Here is a 19,216-nt window from a genome sequence, read left to right as displayed (position 1 = left end):
TACTTCACTTTGCATTTATTTTAATTGGTGTTCAGTGAATTTCATTTGAAGTGAAAATCTTTTTCTTTTTTGCTGCCAAAAAGGAAAAGATTACTTCACAAAGTTTTATTTTTATTAGAGTTCAGTGAATTTTATTTGTAACGGATAGCAGGAATTAGCTTCAAAAAAATACTAAATCAAAATTTCTAATTACCTTTGCACTTTCAAAAAAAATATTTATGAACATACAACATATTCCACAAATCAAACATACTGAAAGTGGTAACTTCTTCCTACTTGCTGGCCCTTGCGCCATTGAAGGGGAAGAAATGGCAATGCGCATTGCCGAAAAACTAGTTGGAATCACAGATAAACTGGAGATTCCATTTGTATTTAAAGGTTCTTTTAAGAAAGCTAATCGCTCTAGAATTGACAGTTTTTCTGGAATTGGAGATGAAAAAGCATTGAAAATCCTTAGAAAAGTATCTGAAACTTTTGGAGTTCCTACAGTAACTGACATTCATACCAATGAAGATGCGGAAATGGCTGCTCAATATGTAGATGTGCTTCAAATTCCCGCTTTTTTGGTTCGTCAAACTGATTTAGTTGTGGCTGCTGCCAATACTGGAAAAGTCGTAAACTTAAAAAAAGGACAATTTATGAGTCCGGAAAGTATGAAACATGCCGTACAAAAAGTACTGGATTGCAACAATCAAAACGTAATGGTTACGGATCGTGGAACGATGTTTGGCTACCAAGACATGATTGTGGATTTTAGAGGAATTCCTACGATGCAACACTATGCGACTACCGTTCTTGATGTTACGCATTCGCTGCAACAACCCAACCAAACGGCTGGAGTAACTGGCGGAAGACCTGATATGATCGAAACTATTGCCAAAGCTGGAATTGCTGTAGGTGTAGATGGAATTTTTATCGAAACTCATTTTGATCCCGCTAATGCGAAAAGTGACGGAGCTAATATGCTTCATTTAGACTATTTTGAAGGTTTAATGACCAAATTAGTTGCCATAAGAAAAACTATAAATCAGTTTTAAATTTAGATACAAAAATGTATTGAACATTTTTATGTTCAAATGGAATATAAGGGAGGCTGTCAAAAATGATAGCCTCCTTTTGTTTGACCTATTTTTTTATTTAAATGATGGCGATACGTTTTATTTTAATTATAAATTTGTTTATACCATTGCTTTTATAAATAATTATTAGCTAAATTTGATATTATGTTTTCTTCTAAAATAATAAAATTAAACAATTCATAAAATTTGTATTTGTCTAAAATCCGAATAACAAATAACTTTTAAACTCAATGACTATAAAAAAAAGAAATCCTGATTCAGATTGGGCATATCACTTCGATAATTTTTTTAATATCTCAGCTGATTTTATTTGTATTGCAGGATTTGATGGCTATTTCAAGAGAATAAATCCCGCTGTTTCAAAATTATTAGGTTATTCAGATGAGGAATTGTATGCTAAACCCATAAGTAGTTTTGTTTATACACCAGACCTTAAAATTACTATCGAAACTAGAGAACAAGTATATAAAAACAAGCCCCTTTTAAATTTTGAAAATCGGTATTTAACTAAAAGTGGAGAGATCGTTTGGTTATCTTGGACATCAATGCCGGTAGAAAATGAACAACTGGTTTATGCTATCGCTAAAAACATTACACACAAAAAAAGAATTGAAGAGGAACGAAACTTACTTCTTGCAAATCTGACAAAAATCAATAAAGACCTCAAGCATTTAACATACACCACTTCGCATGACTTGAAGTCTCCCGTAAATAATTTACTCTCTGTATTCAGCCTGATTGATATTTCGAAAATTAATGATCCTGAAACACTTGAATTCATAACTATACTAAAATCAACAACGGAGACTTTAAGACAAACGATAAAAAATTCTGTAGATGAGTTAATTCAAAAAGATGAATTAAATGCTCCCATTGAAGAATTAAGCTTGAATGATTATTTAAATGAAGTGTTACTTTCTATAAACTCTTTAATAGAAAATTCAAAAATCATCATTAATATTGACTTTTCAGAGCTTCCTGAAATTAATTTCAATAAAGAATACCTTAAAAGTATATTTCTAAACTTAATTACAAATTCAATTAAATACGCTAAACCGGACACATTACCATGTATCGCTATTTATTCTAAAAAAGTAAACGGAGTCAGTCAATTAATTTATTCTGATAATGGCCTTGGTTTTGATATGGAAAAAGTTAAAGACAAAATTTTCGGATTGCATCAAAAATTTCATAATCATATTGACAGTAACGGGATAGGACTTTACTTAATCTATAATCACATTACTAATTTAGGAGGTCGTATTGAAGTGGAGAGCAAAATTAATGAAGGTGTAAAATTCACGATTTTTTTTAAAAATTGAAAATTTTACACCTTCCTATTTATATCCTTAAAATTTATTCTTACGTTTTAGATTTAGATACCAAAATGTTTTCTATCCCTTATTGATTTTCCTTACTTTTTTCAATTCCATTTTGATCTATCAAATACATCAAAGAAGCCATGGTTGCTGCTCCCAACTCCAATTCTCTTTTATTGATGGCATCAAAGGTATCATTCTCGGCATGATGATAATCGAAATAACGTTGCGAATCTGGTTTTAATCCCGCTTTTACAAGTGTTTTAGACGTTAATGGATCAATATCTGAGCCACTGTGTCCTTTTACAAAACTATGAATTAAATAAGGTTCGAAGAGGTTTTTCCAAGTCAGAATTTTGTTGAAATTAACATCATCACTTTCAAATGAAAAACCTCTTGGACTAAATCCGCCCGAATCACTTTCTAAAGCAAAAATGTGATTTTCCTTATTGGCTTGAGCCAATTCTTCATATTTGTCTCCACCTCTGCCTCCATTTTCCTCATTCATAAACAGCACGACACGAATGGTATTTTTGGGCTTATAGCCAATTTTTTTGAAGATGTTTACCACTTCCATACTTTGCACCACACCTGCGCCATCATCATGAGAACCATCAGCTAAATCCCAAGAATCAAGATGTCCGCCAACAACCATAATATTTTCCGGATTTTCACTTCCTTTTATTTCTCCTATGACATTGTATGACAAAACATCCTCCATCTGCTTACAGGATTGCTTAAAATAAAATTTTAAATTTGGATTGTTTTTCAAAGTTTTGCTTAATAATTCCGCTCCATTGGTACTAATGGCAGCTGTAGGAATGTATTCCGATTTTGAAATATCACCATAACTTTGTACTCCAGTGTGCGGAAAATCATCCAATCGTAAATTCATGGAACGCACAATTGTACCCACAGCACCAAACTTTGATGCTTCTTTTGCCCCAGCATATCTTTGATCCACGCAACCGCCATAGGATTTAAATGTTTCTATATTTTCCGGTTCCATCGGTCTGTTGAAAAATACAATCTTACCTTTTATTTTATTCCCTAAATCAGTTAATTCTTTAATGCTTTGCACTTCAATTACTTCAGCAGTAAGTCCGTTTTTTGGTGTAGCTATAGATCCACCTAAAGCACAAATAGGAACATTTATTTTAGTCTTTTTATCTTGAATATAGGCTGTTTCTTTTTCGCCACGTACCCATTTTGGCACCATTACTTCCTGAAGATAAACTCTGTCTAAACCCAGTGTTTCCAGTTGCGCTTTGGTATATTGAACTGCTTTTTCAGCGCTGGCAGAGCCTGATAATCGAGCTCCGATTTTATTGGATAAATAATCCAACCAAGAATAACATTTGGAATTAGTTAATGCTGATTTATAGATTTCCTTGATGTTTTTTTCATCATTTGTTTGCGCAAAAAGAAAAAAGCTATTTAAAACCAGAACAACAGATACGATTGATTTTTTCATTAATTTTTTTATTACGATTTGGAATTCAAATATATTAAAAAACAAGTTGGGTATAACTATCAAAAAATAATTATACCCAACGGATTAAATTGTGAAGCAAATTTATTCCACTTTCTTAATCTCACTTCTTGTACTGATACCATTATTATTGAATGCTTCAATTTGGAAATAATAAGTATCCTCTCGATCCATTCCTGTAAAGAAATAATCATTTTTACTATAAACCATAATACTTCCGTATAATTTATCCGGCGATTTTCCAAAGTAAATTACATATCCATCAGCTCTATCGTTTTGTTCCCATTTCATCCAAGAACTTCTTCTCTCACCAAATTTATTTTTTTCTGCACGAAGCACAACAAAATTTTCTACCGCTTTTGGTTTTTCTCCAGCTCCTTTTCCAAAAACCCTGAATCCGCTTAAAGCAAATTTACCTGTTGGCATTTTTATGTTTTCTAATTTTAAAAAACGAGCTTTTATTGGTGTTTCTAATTCAATATAGTCATGCGGAACATCTTTCTTATTGACACTTTTATCAACTGCAACAGTCCATTTTTTTCCGTCAATCGAAGCTAAAATTTTATATTGATGAAACTTACCAATTGTTTTCCCCATAAACTCTGCATCCTGATCGGCATAATTTATTTGGATAGCATTTACGGTCGAAACGTCACCCAAATCGGATTGAAACCATTCACCGGCATTAGCAGTTTTGGCACTCCAATAGGTTTTTATATCTTCATCAACAGCCAGATTCGGTTGAAATCCACCCAAAGTAGAAGAAACTTGTACGGGTTTATTATAATTTAATACCATCCAACCCGTAAATAAACCTTTGATATGATCGGCATTTTTGGTTGGTAATTGCGTTGGATAATCGCCATAGGCCGTATTGCAATACATCACATCATCTTTATCAAAACCAGCAGGCCAAATCCCTAGTCGACGCTCAAAACTATTTTTGACCCCTACAACTATAGTTGAAACATGCCAGTAATTTTTGAAATTATCTTGATAGGTAGCACCATGACCCGCTCCACGGGCAAATCCCCCCGGTTTATACGAAAAAGGATTATGGGCTTGATAAGCAAAACCTAGTAAGGGATCATTGCTTACAAAAACACCATCGGCATAACCACTAAATTCGGTTGCCGGTGCTCCGTATTGCAAATAATATTTCCCATTGTGTTTTGTCATCCATGCCCCTTCCATAAAAGGTTGCAAAAAAGTATTGTCGTTATATTCTCCAAATCGTTCCCAACCATGATCATTAGGATGCAATGAAATCATGGGTTTTACAAAACCTTCAGATTGCAATGTTTTAGTATTAATTTCAGTCCCTAAAATAGGAAATTCATTGCTTGAATTCCAGTACAAAAATAATTTATCTTTTTCTTCATCATATAAAAATCCTGGATCCCAAGCTCCTACTTTTAATGAATCTGTTGCTATTTCCCATTCGTCCTTGGTTGGATTTTTGCTCTTCCATATTGGGAAAGTTGGTTCGTGCGTAGATCCTATAACATACATTTCGTCTTTCATTACAAAAACAGCTGGCGCACATAATTCATCATATACTTTGTGTTGCGGCAATAAAAATTTCCGCGGTACAAAATTCCAATTGCTCATATCATCACTCCACCAATATCCCCATTGATTAGTCGAAAACAGAAAAAATTTGCCTTTGAAATTTACAATTACAGGATCTGCAGTAGCACGATGTTTTCCTTGTGTTACGAAGTTTGGAATTGGGCAATATCCATAATCAATATTGATGGGATTGCAATAGGTTTTTTGCTGCGCATTTGCATTTAAAAAAAAGCAAAAGAGTAAACTGAAAAGTGTGTTCTTGATGGTTTTCATTTTAATATTGTGGTTTTTATCACTTCGAATTTCACCAAAAGAGAGCAGTCTATTACAATTCAATAAAAAACATATCCTGCAAGATTTTGAACACTTGCAGGATATGTTTTTTATTGAATTGGTTCGAAGCTTATCGCTGTTCCTCCTGCTGGTGCCATATTCAAATTGATTTTTGATTTGTTTGTTACTACTATCATTCTTATTTTGTAAGCGATAGGATTTTTTTGCCAATCGGCATCTTTTGTATTTTCATAAACAATGGTTTTATACTTTTCCCCTTTGGTAAGAAAATTTAAAGCCATTTCTGCTATTCTTGCATTTTCATCTGTAATTGCTCCAAGAAACCAAGATTCCTTTCCTCTTGCTTTTGTGGCAATCGTCAAATAATCACCAGTCATAACAATTTCATTTCTTTTGGTCAAAAAACCCTTCGGTATTGCTACCGAAGGGTCATCACTAAATAAACAAACCACATTTATTTAATCAACTCCAAACTAACTTTCTTCTCTGTAGTGGAATCAGGGCCGACAAAAACTTGAAAGGCACCAGGTTCCGCAATAAATTGTAAATCTGAATTATAAAACTTCAACTCTTCAACGGAAATTTCAAAAGTTACCGTTTGCTTTTCTCCCTTTTTTATATTGATTTTCTGAAATCCTTTCAACTCTTTTATAGGCCTTGTAACAGAACCTACTAAATCTCTTATGTACAATTGAACGACTTCTTTCCCATCAAAATTTCCAGTATTTGTAACATCAACGGTAACGGTTACTTTTTCGTTGAAATTCATTTTATCCGATGAAATTTTCAGGTTCGAATAGTCGAATGTGGTGTAACTCAATCCAAAGCCAAAAGGAAATAAAGGTTCATTTCTCAGGTCAATATAATTAGATCGGAATTTTTCGAACTTTCCTTCTTTATTTAAAAGTGGCCTTCCTGTATTTTTTTGATTGTAGTAAATAGGCACCTGCCCTACACTTCTAGGGAAAGTAGCAGTCAACTTCCCCGAAGGATTTTCATTTCCAAACAAAACGTCAGCAATAGCGCTTCCTGCTTCACTTCCTGCAAACCAAGTATTAAGAATAGCAGGAACAGTTGCGTTTTCTTGATTTAAAACCAATGGCCGTCCAGTAAATAAAACCAGAACCACTGGTTTTCCTGTTTTAAGCAATTCCTGTAACAAATCTTTTTGAGCTTGTGGAATTTCTAAATTGGTTCTGCTACTGCTTTCTCCACTCATTTCAGCAGATTCACCAAGAGCTGCAATAATTACATCGGATTGATTGGCGGTTTTCAAAGCTTCCGCAAGTAATTCTTCCTTGGTTCTGCTATCGCGATGCAGGGTTTTACCAAACATAGTTGCTTTTTCTTCGAAAGCTGCATCATAATCCAGATTACTTCCTTTGGCATAAAGCACTTTAGTTGAATTTCCTACCCCTTCTTTAATTCCCGCTATTAATGAAATCGATGTTTGCATATTGGTGGCCACGCTCCAGGTTCCCGCCATGTTTTCTTTGGCATCAGCCAATGGCCCAATCACGGCAACAGTCCCTGATTTTTTCAAAGGAAGCAATTGGTTTTGGTTTTTTAATAAAACCAAAGATTGTGCAGCAATTTTTCTGGCTTCAGCTCTATTACTACTAGTGAAAATTTCAGTTTTAGCCCTTTTTTCATCACAATATTTGTACGGATCTTGAAACAATCCCAAATCATATTTGGCATTCAAAATAAGTCGAACAGCATTATCAATTTGCTCCATACTCACTTTGTTTTCAGCCAATGATTTCTTTAAAGTAGTAAGAAAACCTTCGCCCACCATATCCATTTCAACACCAGCATTTAGAGCCAAAGCAGATACCGTTTGCAAATCACCCATTCCGTGTTCCATCATTTCGTTGATACCGGTATAATCAGTAACTACAAAACCTTTAAAGCCCCATTGCTTTCTCAACACATCGGTCAATAACCATTTGTTTCCTGTTGCGGGAATTCCGTCAATTTCATTGAAAGATGCCATCACCGAACCAACTCCGGCATCAACAGCGGCTTTGTATGGAGGAAAATAATCATTATACATTTTTATTCTGCTCATATCAACGGTGTTGTAATCACGTCCTGCTTCGGGCGCACCATACAAAGCAAAGTGTTTTACACAGGATAAAATGGTATTATTTTTTGACAAATCATCTTGTTGATATCCATGCACCATTGCTTTTGCAATTTGGCTTCCCAAAAACGGATCTTCACCCGAACCTTCAGAAACTCTTCCCCAACGCGGATCACGAGAAATATCAACCATAGGAGAAAAAGTCCAGTTGATTCCATCAGCACTGGCTTCCTGAGCCGCAATTTGTGCACTTCTTTCGATCAGTTTCATATCCCAGGTACAAGATAATCCAAGCGGAATAGGAAAAGTCGTTTCATAGCCATGAATAACATCCATTCCAAAAAGTAATGGGATTTTCAATCGGCTTTTTTCAACTGCAATCTTTTGTACTTCTTTGATTTTTTGAACGGACTTGATATTAAATAAACCACCAACTTTACCTTCTTCAATATTTTTAGCCACATTAGAACTATTGGCTGCACCAGTTGTAATATCTCCCGAAGTGGGCAAGTTTAATTGACCTATTTTCTCCTCCAAAGTCATTTTCGACATTAATTCGGCTACGAATTCGGTTTTGGGTTTAATTTTAACCGTCTTTTTAGCTGCCTTTTTTTGGCTGTAGCCAAAAAGTGAAAAGCCAAAGAGTAGTATAATTAGTTTAATTTTCATTTTTTATCTGTTTTAATTTGTTGAAACATCCAATCATAAATTTCTTGGTTGTCATATACTTTCGACCAGCTATCGTGCCCCGCATCATCAAAGATGGTTAGCTGGACGTTAGCATCACAGGCCTTTAATTTTTTATAAATGGTAATCGCGTAATCGACATGGACAACATCATCTAACAAACCATGAAAAATTCGGGTAGGAATGTTCTTGATTTTGCAGTCTTCTATCATCGGAACTCTATCTACAAATCCTGCAATAGGAACTAATGCCGCAACTATTTCAGGATGTGCAAAAGCAAGATTCCAAGCACCCCAACCTCCCATGCTTAGGCCCGTTAGGTAAATTCTGTCTCTATCAATATTATTTTCTTTTTGAATTTTTAAAATCAGGCGATACAACACTTCTTCATCCCAATATTCATTTTCAGGACATTGCGGGGCCAGAATATAAGCATCTAATTCGTGGCTTTTTAAGTATTTGAAAGAACCATGAATTTTTTACTTTTTCAATATCCGATCCTTTTTCACCAGAACCATGTAGAAAAATAATCAATGGCTTTTTTTCTTTAGTATTCGCTGGAATATGTAATGCATAACCTAATTCGTGTTTTTCAACAATTTCAGTTTTCATCCTTCCATTTACATCCGACTGCGAAAAGGAATTCAATGAAAATAAAAAAGCAATTACTATAATTTTATACTTCATAATTCGCTAAAAATTATATTTCCCTGAATGAAAACCAAGTTTTACTAAACCTTGTTTTACTTCTGGTGCATTCATAAATAATTTCCATAATAAACCCGTACGATAATTTTCAATCATTGGTGCAATTGTTCCTTGATCGATTGCTAAATAACGTGTTGTTACCCAATTATAATGTGGAGAAAAAGCATCATAAGGTCCCGCAATTCCAACTAAAGAACTCTTTTTCTCATCATATAAATAATGCAGGAATTTCATACTTTCAGCAGGTGTAAAAGGGAAAGAGGACAAAGCTGCCGTTGGCGAAATTACTCCTGTATCATTCAAAGGTTGATGAGCAGTATACCCAGTTGTGCCATCTGCATTTCTAGTATAACTTGCCGTAAGTCCCCAACATTTTTCAGAATAACCATTCCATTGTTTTGGATTAGCAATACAATATTTGTTCATGATTTTAGCATGATTTTGAGTCAATGCCCAATAATCTGCATACTGATCCGTCAAGTTAGTAGGATCTAAACCTAAATACGAATAATGCGCCCAAAACATAGGACCTACATTTCCTGTAGCTCCATTATAATTGAATAGTACTGGAATGCCGTATTGAGAACCACCATTTACAATTGCTCCACTTCTTGCCCAAGCTTGATGATACGCTGCTGCCGGAATAGGATGTGTTGGAGAAGCAGCACCCATTACATAAGTAATCAAACATTCATTGTATCCTTCCAGTTTAAAATTCATTTCCCAACCATAAGTAGGAGACCAATGCCAGTATAAAGCATTTTCGCCTTTGGTGTACCAGTCCCACTCTACGCCTTTCCATAAATTATCTGCTTTGATTGCAAGTGCTTGTTCTGCAGTAGTTCCATTTTTGAAATATTCTCTCACGGTTAATAAACCCTGACATAAAAAAGAGGTTTCTACTAAATCCCCTCCATTATCTTTAGTTCCAAATGGAATTACTTTACCTGTTGTCCCATTTATCCAATGTGGCCATGCACCGTGAAAACGATCTGCATTTTCGAGAAAAGTTAAAGCAGTAGCAAGTCTTGAAACAGCTTCAGTTCTATTAACAAATCCACGTTCTACACCAACTACAATTGACATTAATCCAAAACCCGAGCCTCCAGTTGTAACGATATTAGCTTCAAAATTAGGAGCATCGGTATGATACCTTTCCCGGGCTAATTTTGAATTGGTTTCAGCATAATCCCAAAAATATTTGATCGCATCTTTTTGAACTTGATCCAAAGCTTCGGTATCCGTTAAAACGGGAATAGGAGTTGTAAGAGTTGTTGGCAATGGAGTACCTCCGCCACCCTTACCTTCAGGGGATGATGAAGAACAAGAGTTCAAAATACTCAAAAAAATTAACAAGAATAGGCTACTTTTCATTTTTATAAATAATTGGATTAATAACTAAAAATATACACCTAGTTTTATGCAAACTAGGTGCATCAATAGACCTTTATCTGTTATCTTTTTCTAATTTATATAAAGCAACAACTTCATTGTCAGAAAGAGCAGCGTTATAAATTCTAAACTCATCCATTAGACCTGTATAATTCAACATCCAACCATCCGGAGCACCCCAGGGTGCACCTAAATGTTGTTGATATCCCCCAATAATGAATTTTGAAACATTTGAATTAGCTAGTTCGCCATATCCAACTCCACCAGCAAGAGGGTCGCTAGCATATCTTTTTGCTATTGAAGCAGGCAAATCAAGCTTTTGTCCATCAATATACATACTGTAAGTAGAACTGGCCCCACTATACGTCCATACCACATGCTTCCATTTCCCAAACATATTAGTTAATACGTTAGTACCGCTGTGTTCAATAAACTGACCTGACCAGGCAATACTTGGAGTTACATCTTTTTGAAGGTGATTTTTCATTAACATAGTAGTGGCCGGACCCGTACCTTCAATCAATGAGAAAATATTCCCCCAAAAATCTGTTGTTTTTGGTAACATAAATAAGGATTGTGCTCCTCCCGTGTGTGGATTCGTATTGATCCACATAGAAACAGTAATGCTCTTTATATCTACCAAAGAACTTGCTACTGTACTATAAGCGATAAAAGAACTTGAAGACCCTTTATACGCTTTCCCTTTTACACCATTATCATAAGAAACATTTGTTCCAACTCCACCTGTAATTCCATTCTTTGAATCCGCAATATTGTCCTCAAAACTCAGTTTAGCAATCAAATTACTGGCAGCAATATCATCTGAGTTTTCATAACCTCCAATTGACTCGTAAGGAATTGGACTGTTTACTTTATCTATACTATCCTCATTACAGCTCACAAAAAATTGTGAAGCCAGAACAGAAGCAAATAAGAAAATATATTTATTTTTTTTCATTTTTACTGTTTTTTAAAATTAATAACCAGGATTTTGTATCGATAATCCATTTGCTTGTGTAATGAATGACTGTGGCAATGGAAACAATTCGTGTTTACCTGCAACAAATGTTTTTCCATCAATAGCAAAAGCGGCAACGGCTTGTCCTGTACGTACTAAATCAAAGAATCTGTCGTGTTCAAATGCCATTTCAACTCTTCTTTCTTTCCAGATTGCAGTTCTAACATCTGCTTGAGATACAGCCGTTGTATTTCCTAATCCAGCTCTTACTCTGATTTGGTTCAACAAAGGAATAGCTGCGGGAGTTTGATTTAATTCGTTTAATGCTTCAGCTTTCATTAATAGTACTTCAGCATATCTCAAATATTTGATATTCACATCCGTTTCCCATGCATCCGTATAAGCAGAAGAATACGCTTTATAATTGTATCTAGGGTTTTCGACCGTTGTTGGTACTATTCTACCATCATACAAAGTGGTTCCTGCAAAAATAATGGTTGCATTTTTTCTTACGTCACCTGCTTCATAAGCATTTACCAAACTCACAGATGGTGTATTAAAACCCCATCCCCATCCACCGGCACCACGGGCACCTTGTGTAGCTGAATATCCTGAGATTCCTTTGGCCGGAGTTGAACCAGTTCCTTGAATTTCAAAAATTGATTCTGCATCATTCTCCCCTGCCAATCTAAACATAGAAGCATAATCTGAAACTATAGCATATCCTGTAATCAAATTACAGTTGTCTACGACTTTCTGCCAGTTTTTTTGATATAAATTTACTTTTGCCAACAGTGCATAAGCGGCTCCTTTTGAAGCTCTTCCTTTTTCAGAAGCAGCATATTCTGATTTGTTTGGTAATGCCGCAATGGCATCAGCCAAATCACTTTCTATAAAAGCATATACTTCAGCACTTGTTTTACGTGTTAATTGCATAATTCTATCTTCATCCGAAGATGGATTTGGCAAATGATCAATAATTGGCACACCACCGTAGGTTTTTACCAAAGTAAAATACATGAAAGCTCTTAAAAACTTAGCTTCGCCTAATAATCTGGCTCGTAAAGCCGGATTTGCCTGATCTAATTGTGGGATAATGTTTAATGCTTGATTGCATCTGTTAATTCCCTCATAATTAGCCGCAAAAATCTCACTGGTTGACGGACTTGAAGCATTGTAAGTCAATGCATCCATTACATCTTTATCTGAACCTGTATCTCCGGGAGAAGATCCTTTATCAGCATCATCAGAAGCAATGCTTGACAATCCAATCCACGAAAATGAAGTCATGTTCCAATCTAAAAATTTACTATAGATTGCCGTTACAAAAGTAGCCGCTCCTTGATCATTGTTGAACAATGCTATATCTTTCGTAGAAATAGATTCGGTTTGATCTACATCTAAATAATCGCTTGAACATCCTGAAACAAAGTAAGCGGATAGCACAAACATTGATATATATATCTTTTTCATAATATTAAAATTTTAAATTAGCACCAATAACAAACGATCTTAATGTAGGGTACGCATCCAACTCGATACCTTGAGTCCCATAAGGATCGCCATTACCATTTAATTCTGGAGAAAAACCTGAGAATTTTTGAGTAATAAATGGATTTATCGCATTCACATATATTCTACAAGAATTCAAAAATTCTCCTTCTAATGGAATTTTATATCCTAGCGTAATATTATTGATTCTAAAGAAATCCCCTGATTCTAAATAGTAAGTAGAAGCTACCGGAACTAAATTAAATGGTGCAGGATTCAAAGCAGTTGTATTGTTTGGTGTCCAGAAATTGGTTGCCAGTGATTCTTCAATGTTTTCTCCAGTAAAACGTTGTGCTTTTTTACCGTTGTACACTTTTGCTCCGGAAGTACCGTATCCATCAACTGATAAATCAAAGTTTTTATAGTTCAAACCTAAAGTAACACCATAAGTTGAAGTTGGTAAAATAGAACCTACATATTTTTTATCCGCTTCTGCTAAAACATCTTGGGTTACTTTTGCACCGGTAGCGTCAAAATATAACATTTTACCATTTGCAGCATCTAAACCAGCATATTCATACATAAAGAAACTACCCAATGGCTGACCTACAGAACTATTATCCAGTAATTTTGTCCACTGTCCGTTTCCTAAACCTCCTCCGTTAATTGGAGATAGTGTCGCATTTTTTAAACCTGTAAGCTCATTTTTGTTGTTAGAAAAATTACCTCCAACCCAGTAACTCAAGTTATCGGTTAGTTTATCATCCCAACGTAAAGCTACTTCATATCCTTTATTAGAAACTTCCCCAACATGTGCAGGTGAAGCATTGCTTATTCCAGAAGTAGTGTATGGTTTTGTATTTAAAATGACATTAGTTGTTTTTTTATCATAAACATCAAACGACCCTTTCAATCTGTTATCTAATAATTCAAAATCTACACCTGCAGAAGCTTCTTCTGTAATTTCCCATGATAAACTCGGGTCAACTTGAGAATTAATAGTAGTACCTTCATTTAATATAGAACCTCCTAAATAACTACTAAGTCCTGAAGTATAAGCTTGGTTATTAAGAGGAACATTTTGGTTTCCTAATTTACCCCAACCTCCTCTTAATTTTAATAAATTGATTGCTTTTGCATTAGCCAAAAATTCTTCTTTGGTAACAATCCAGCCTAAACCAAAGGCAGGGAAAGTTCCCCAACGGTAATCTTTACCAAAATTTGATGAACCGTCACGTCTAATTGTACCAGTAAATAAATACCTGTCCATTAATTTATATTGGAATCTGCCAAAATAAGAAGCTAATTTATTTTCATTAAAAACTTCATCCTTATAACTAGTCACCGTTCCTACATAATCAACATCTTTTAGAGACCAATAATTAGCATCAGCATTCACATTTTTTCTGGCAATAGTCAATTGTTCTCTTGAACCTTTAACAGAAGTTTCAATACCTCCAGTTACTTCAATATCATGAATTTCTCCAAAAATTTTGTTGTAAGTAAAATAATTAGATAAGTTCCAGTTGAAATATTGATTTCTTCCTTTAGTTAATAAATTGATATTAGCTGTAGCGCTGTATTGAGAGGCAACTCTACTTGGATCAGCAGCTAACCAGATGTTTTTAGTATCTTCGAAATTGTAGTTTTTCCAAGTATAATATTCTCCATTAAACTGCGATGTAAATTTTAATGCTTTTACAATTTCATAGTCTAATTTTAAACCGCCCTGCAATGTTATGCTTTTTTGCTTTTCATTAAAAAAGTCTAATTGAGCTACAGGATTCCCTACATTATTAAATGAAGAACCTGTTGTTCCTGCAAAACCATCGTTTCCAACAAAAGACACACCATATTGTCCATTTGGAAAACGAACCGGAACTATTGGAGATTGCTTGTACGCATTTGTAAAAGCACTCAATGGTTTTGGAGTTGAATTTGTTGAACCGAAACTAAAGTTTTGATTCAAAGTCAATTTTTTAGAAATTTTGTATTCATTATTATTTCTAAAAGTAGTACGACTGTAATCTAAGCCATTAAGAATTGCTTTCTCTTGATAATTTCCTAAACTGAAAAAGTATTTTATATTTTCTGTTCCTCCAGAAACCGATACGTTATTTTGATTATACGATCCTGTTCTGGTAATTGCATCAAACCAATCTGTATTTAAAGGTTGATCTTGTGAAAAAGTGGTCGTTTGCAAAGCTGCATTCGAATAATGAGCATACTTGTTACTTCCTGCCATTTTTACTTTTTTCAAAGGCTCTCTAAAACCTGCAAAGCTTTCAAATTCTACAGAAACCTTATCCCCTTTTCCTTTTTTGGTAGTAATTATGATTACACCATTTGCAGCTCTGGTTCCATAGATTGCTAATGAAGAAGCATCTTTCAATATCTCATATGATGTAATATCATTGGTATTGATGTTATTAATATTCTCAGTAGGCATACCATCTACAATAAATAAAGGAGTTCTTCCTCCTAATGCAGTTCCTAAACCTCTAATAACAACAGAAGGTGTACTTCCCGGCAAGTCTGAAGAAATTACTTGAACACCAGCGGCTTTACCTTGTATTGCTTGTGAAGCATTCAAAACTTTGGTTTTAGATATTTCTTCTGCTTTTAATGAAGTAATTGCGGTGGTATTATCAATCTTTTTTCTGGTTCCATATCCAATAACAACCACTTCTTTTAATTCGGTGTCTTTGGCTTCTTTCAAAGTAATGTTCATAACCCCGGATGTTGCATTCACTGATATGGCATCAAAACCTACCATGCTAATTTTTAATACCTCACCTACTTTGGCATTGATATTAAAATTACCGTCAAAATCAGTATCAGCTGAAGTCTTAGAATCGGCAGCAATTATCATTGCTCCAGGAATTCCAATCCCATCCTTATCCAATACTTTTCCCTTAATTACTTGACCAGACATGTACGCCGGAAGTAGAATGAGTGCTAAAAAGCTAAAAATAAAATTTCTCATATATTAATAATTTGTTAAAGTTAGTGGGACCAAATTAGATAATTACAACGTTATAGTAACCATAATGGAGTTACTACATGAATACATCAAAATAGTAAAAACGAACAAGAAATCTATATTTTAAAGCAGCTAAGAAAGGTAAAGAGGTACTGTACTACATCGGTATGATGTAGTAATGATGTATTGTAATTTCGTAAAAAAATGAGTGTAATAATATATTATCTATAAAAAATATAACTTATTTATATATTTAATAAAAACTTGGAAAGGTTTTCATCCTGAACAAGGTTCAATTTTTTTCTTAATCGATAGCGATGCAATTCAACACCTCTGAAAGAAATATTCATCATTGGTGCAATTTCTTTGGAGGAAAGATTCATTTTTAAGTAAATACAAAGCTTAATATCCTTAGAAGTCAGGTTTGGATATTTTTTAGAAAGGTTAATTATAAACTCATTATGAATTTGATTCAAATTTGTTTCAAATGTTTCCCATTCATGTTTGTTAACCGCATTGATTTTTATGGCCTTTTTTATCTCGCTTTTTAGTTTGTTGAAATCCGTTTCAGAATCTAAAATTCCTTGAATATTCTCTATCATTTCACTTTGCTTGGCAATCGAAAGTGATTTACCAGCTACTTCTGATGATTTTGACTGTAATTCGAGTTCTAAAATATGCTTTTCATACTCCTGAACATTCAACTCGTTTTCGGCTTTTAATTCCATTTCCAGAATTTTCTTTTGATGCTTTAATTCTTCTTCCTGTAATTTCAGTTTCTGAATATATTTCATCTTATTCCATTTATAATAAAGATATAATATCAAACCTATAACAATCAGGTACACTAAAATCATCCAAAAAGAAAAATACCATGCCTTTGCCACAATGAATTGAAAATTGGAAACTTTATTATAATGCAAGCCATCATTATGGTAAATAGTCACATCGTGGGAACCACTATTGAGGTTATTCAAAATAATCAATCCTTCTTTTATAGGAATGAATTCTTTTGTCCCATTTATTCTATAAAATAAATCAGGCTTTGTCGCTCCGTAAATTCCGGATATTACATGTATTCTAAGCTCTGAATTATGCTTGATTTTTGATTTATTTTCCACCAAAACATCATCGTTGAAAGCTTCAATCTTTACATTTGTTCTTGGCTTATTTTTATATTTTAATTGAAGAGAAATAAAACCATCATCCAGATTCAAAAGATAACTGTCGTTATTCTTAAACACTTTCAAATTGTTATTGATGATTTTTCCTTTATAATATTTCTCCTGAATACTATTCTTAATGAATTTATTATCATTAGCATAAATATGATACAAAAGTCCATCTTGAAGTACCATAAAGTTATTTTCATCAATAGCAACAATATCTGAGACGTTTTTGAAATTGGAATTAAACAATTCATTTCCTTCCAATTGATTAGTGATTGAATTGTAAGTGTCCCAGGAATTATGTATTAAAAAAAGGATTTCATTTCTAAACTCAAATATTTTTACGCCAAAATCATTGTTGATTTTACTGCGTTGGGTAACATTTTCGACATTGGTGGTCTCGTAAGCATCATTATAAAGAATTCGATACAAACCTCTATTATTATCCGCAGCCCATATTTCATTTTTCCTGTTTTGCGCCACATATTTAATAGGCTTCAATAGTCCTTCTACAACTATCTTTTTATTCAAATCATTAGCGTCATTATAAATGATCACACCACTGTAAGTAGCTTGCAAATACGAATTGTTAATGCTGCTTTTTGTTAAATTCCAACCTCCATTTATAGAACTTAATTTATAGAACAATCCATTATCATAAATAAAAGTCCCTTCGTTGTGGCCTATGAGGTATTTATTATTTATTTTACTGATATTCCAAGCCTGGCCTTGTGTATTTGGAACCAATGAAAGTTGTTTGTCCTCATATTTAAAAACACCATGATTAGAAGCCATCAAATAGCCCTTTGCAGTGCTTGCCACCGAATAGACAGAACCTAAAATCCCTGAACTATCATAAAAAATAGAAATAGGAGAATTGACTTCAATATGAGCAATTCCATTATCCAGTCCCAACCATAAATCATCCTCTTTGTCCTGACCAATACTTAAAATAGAATTGTTCATCAAGACGTTATTTCGATTGATGTTTTTATAAGAACCATCATTCAAATCAAAAACGTAAACCCCTTTATTTGCTGTTCCTATTATCAGCTTATTGCTTTTTATAAACTGGGCAATGTTAATGTTTGCAGCCTTCAAAATGTCATTTAAAGGATTTTTCCAAGCAATCAAAACGCCATTTTCCAGAATATAAACACCATTTTTTTTAGTAAAAAAATATGTTTTGTCATGGTGTTTTTGAATAGTATGAATAACATTATTTTCTAAAATAGCCCATCCATTTACTTTTTCTATATGCCCATTATTCATTCTATAAATTCCCTTCTCCACTGAAGCAATCAACAGTTGATTGTCTACAACAAAACAATAGGAAATAAGAAAAGGAAACTTTATTTCCTTAATTGCTTTTCCATCAAAGAGAAAAACCCCATTAAAAGACTGAAAATAAATTTTATTATTGAATTTAAATATCTTCCAAATTTCTTCATTGTTCTTTTCATCAAAAACCTTATTGCCTTTGGAAATCGAAACATAATGCATCTTTCCTTCTTTTCGAAACCAATACCCAAATTCTTTATAAGAACCGGAATAAATCTTGTCGCCGTCAACCATTATGGAGCGAATAATTGTTTTGTTAGGCAAGGTATATTTCTCCCATTTTACGCCATCGTATCGCAGTAAATAATAATTATTAGCAAAATACATGGCAGCATCATTTCCTTGTGCCACATTCCAAATCTGGTTATCGCCCTGATAATTTGATTTGCTGTAATTTTCGACAAAAGGAAGTAACTCTTGAGAATAAAGTTGGAACGAAAAAAAATATAATAGGATTATTAATGTAATTCTTGCTTTCAAAATGTGGCGTTTTATGTCCAAATATAAACAGATTTCTTAAATAAAAAGAAACTAAAAGCTTCCCTGCAGGGAAGCTTTTAGTTTCTTTTTGGCCGTATTCTACTTTCATAACAGAAAATAAAATTCGAACCATTTAAGGGATGTAAGTTCATTTAAGTAAAATAG

General features: G+C 33.9%; 13 protein-coding genes. 2 read left to right on the top strand and 11 right to left on the bottom strand.

The window, feature by feature from the left end:
* Positions 1-218 precede the first annotated feature (218 nt).
* Together kdsA and ACNO7W_RS04905 are read left to right on the top strand one after the other, a co-directional pair.
* Positions 219-1,037 (top strand): 3-deoxy-8-phosphooctulonate synthase, encoded by an 819-nt coding sequence (kdsA, locus tag ACNO7W_RS04910; protein ID WP_143386242.1) that lies wholly within the window; start codon positions 219-221, stop codon positions 1,035-1,037.
* Positions 1,038-1,309: 272 nt separating this feature from the next.
* Positions 1,310-2,401: a PAS domain S-box protein gene (locus ACNO7W_RS04905; protein ID WP_417937261.1), complete on the top strand. Its 1,092-nt coding sequence runs from the start codon at positions 1,310-1,312 to the stop codon at positions 2,399-2,401.
* Positions 2,402-2,480: 79 nt separating this feature from the next.
* Here ACNO7W_RS04905 and ACNO7W_RS04900 read toward each other — a convergent pair whose 3' ends face one another.
* From ACNO7W_RS04900 to ACNO7W_RS04850, 11 genes are all read right to left on the bottom strand, one after another.
* Positions 2,481-3,872: a M28 family peptidase gene (locus ACNO7W_RS04900; RefSeq protein ID WP_417937260.1), complete on the bottom strand. Its 1,392-nt coding sequence runs from the start codon at positions 3,870-3,872 to the stop codon at positions 2,481-2,483.
* Positions 3,873-3,974: 102 nt separating this feature from the next.
* Complete coding sequence (locus ACNO7W_RS04895; protein WP_417937259.1) at positions 3,975-5,735, bottom strand: discoidin domain-containing protein; 1,761 nt, start codon at positions 5,733-5,735, stop codon at positions 3,975-3,977.
* 110 nt (positions 5,736-5,845) lie between these two features.
* On the bottom strand, positions 5,846-6,133 hold the full coding sequence (locus ACNO7W_RS04890; RefSeq protein ID WP_144064675.1) for a glycoside hydrolase family 97 C-terminal domain-containing protein: 288 nt from the start codon (positions 6,131-6,133) through the stop codon (positions 5,846-5,848).
* Between the two features lie 77 nt (positions 6,134-6,210).
* Positions 6,211-8,511, bottom strand: a complete 2,301-nt coding sequence (gene bglX, locus ACNO7W_RS04885) for a beta-glucosidase BglX (protein WP_417937258.1) — start codon at positions 8,509-8,511, stop codon at positions 6,211-6,213.
* Entirely contained in the window at positions 8,508-8,912 is a 405-nt protein-coding gene (locus ACNO7W_RS04880) for a prolyl oligopeptidase family serine peptidase (RefSeq protein WP_417937257.1), read from the bottom strand. The genes bglX and ACNO7W_RS04880 overlap by 4 nt, the downstream gene beginning before the upstream one ends.
* 22 nt (positions 8,913-8,934) lie before the next feature.
* Positions 8,935-9,216, bottom strand: coding sequence for a hypothetical protein (locus tag ACNO7W_RS04875; protein WP_417937256.1), 282 nt, complete (start codon positions 9,214-9,216; stop codon positions 8,935-8,937).
* A gap of 6 nt (positions 9,217-9,222) precedes the next feature.
* A complete protein-coding gene (locus ACNO7W_RS04870) occupies positions 9,223-10,611 on the bottom strand; it encodes a glucoamylase family protein (RefSeq protein ID WP_417937255.1) in 1,389 nt (462 codons plus the stop codon).
* A gap of 73 nt (positions 10,612-10,684) precedes the next feature.
* Positions 10,685-11,587, bottom strand: a complete 903-nt coding sequence (locus ACNO7W_RS04865; protein ID WP_144064659.1) for a LamG domain-containing protein — start codon at positions 11,585-11,587, stop codon at positions 10,685-10,687.
* Positions 11,588-11,605: 18 nt separating this feature from the next.
* Positions 11,606-13,060 (bottom strand): RagB/SusD family nutrient uptake outer membrane protein, encoded by a 1,455-nt coding sequence (locus ACNO7W_RS04860; protein WP_417937254.1) that lies wholly within the window; start codon positions 13,058-13,060, stop codon positions 11,606-11,608.
* A 4-nt stretch (positions 13,061-13,064) separates the two neighbouring features.
* Entirely contained in the window at positions 13,065-16,064 is a 3,000-nt protein-coding gene (locus ACNO7W_RS04855; protein ID WP_417937253.1) for a SusC/RagA family TonB-linked outer membrane protein, read from the bottom strand.
* Between the two features lie 242 nt (positions 16,065-16,306).
* On the bottom strand, positions 16,307-19,051 hold the full coding sequence (locus tag ACNO7W_RS04850; RefSeq protein ID WP_417937252.1) for a histidine kinase: 2,745 nt from the start codon (positions 19,049-19,051) through the stop codon (positions 16,307-16,309).
* Between the last annotated feature and the right edge of the window lie 165 nt (positions 19,052-19,216).

Source organism: Flavobacterium sp. ZB4R12 (assembly GCF_048276375.1).
Taxonomy (GTDB): domain Bacteria; phylum Bacteroidota; class Bacteroidia; order Flavobacteriales; family Flavobacteriaceae; genus Flavobacterium; species Flavobacterium gawalongense.
Note: the sequence above shows the minus strand (reverse complement) of the source record. Positions and strands in the feature narration are given on the sequence as shown.

Excerpts from the sequence above, each read along its gene's own strand:
- kdsA (WP_143386242.1), top strand. The coding sequence starts at position 219 with ATGAACATACAACATATTCCACAAATCAAACATACTGAAAGTGGTAAC.
- ACNO7W_RS04905 (WP_417937261.1), top strand. The coding sequence starts at position 1,310 with ATGACTATAAAAAAAAGAAATCCTGATTCAGATTGGGCATATCACTTC.
- ACNO7W_RS04900 (WP_417937260.1), bottom strand. The coding sequence starts at position 3,872 with ATGAAAAAATCAATCGTATCTGTTGTTCTGGTTTTAAATAGCTTTTTT.
- ACNO7W_RS04895 (WP_417937259.1), bottom strand. The coding sequence starts at position 5,735 with ATGAAAACCATCAAGAACACACTTTTCAGTTTACTCTTTTGCTTTTTT.
- ACNO7W_RS04890 (WP_144064675.1), bottom strand. The coding sequence starts at position 6,133 with ATGACTGGTGATTATTTGACGATTGCCACAAAAGCAAGAGGAAAGGAA.
- bglX (WP_417937258.1), bottom strand. The coding sequence starts at position 8,511 with ATGAAAATTAAACTAATTATACTACTCTTTGGCTTTTCACTTTTTGGC.
- ACNO7W_RS04875 (WP_417937256.1), bottom strand. The coding sequence starts at position 9,216 with ATGAAGTATAAAATTATAGTAATTGCTTTTTTATTTTCATTGAATTCC.
- ACNO7W_RS04870 (WP_417937255.1), bottom strand. The coding sequence starts at position 10,611 with ATGAAAAGTAGCCTATTCTTGTTAATTTTTTTGAGTATTTTGAACTCT.
- ACNO7W_RS04865 (WP_144064659.1), bottom strand. The coding sequence starts at position 11,587 with ATGAAAAAAAATAAATATATTTTCTTATTTGCTTCTGTTCTGGCTTCA.
- ACNO7W_RS04860 (WP_417937254.1), bottom strand. The coding sequence starts at position 13,060 with ATGAAAAAGATATATATATCAATGTTTGTGCTATCCGCTTACTTTGTT.
- ACNO7W_RS04855 (WP_417937253.1), bottom strand. The coding sequence starts at position 16,064 with ATGAGAAATTTTATTTTTAGCTTTTTAGCACTCATTCTACTTCCGGCG.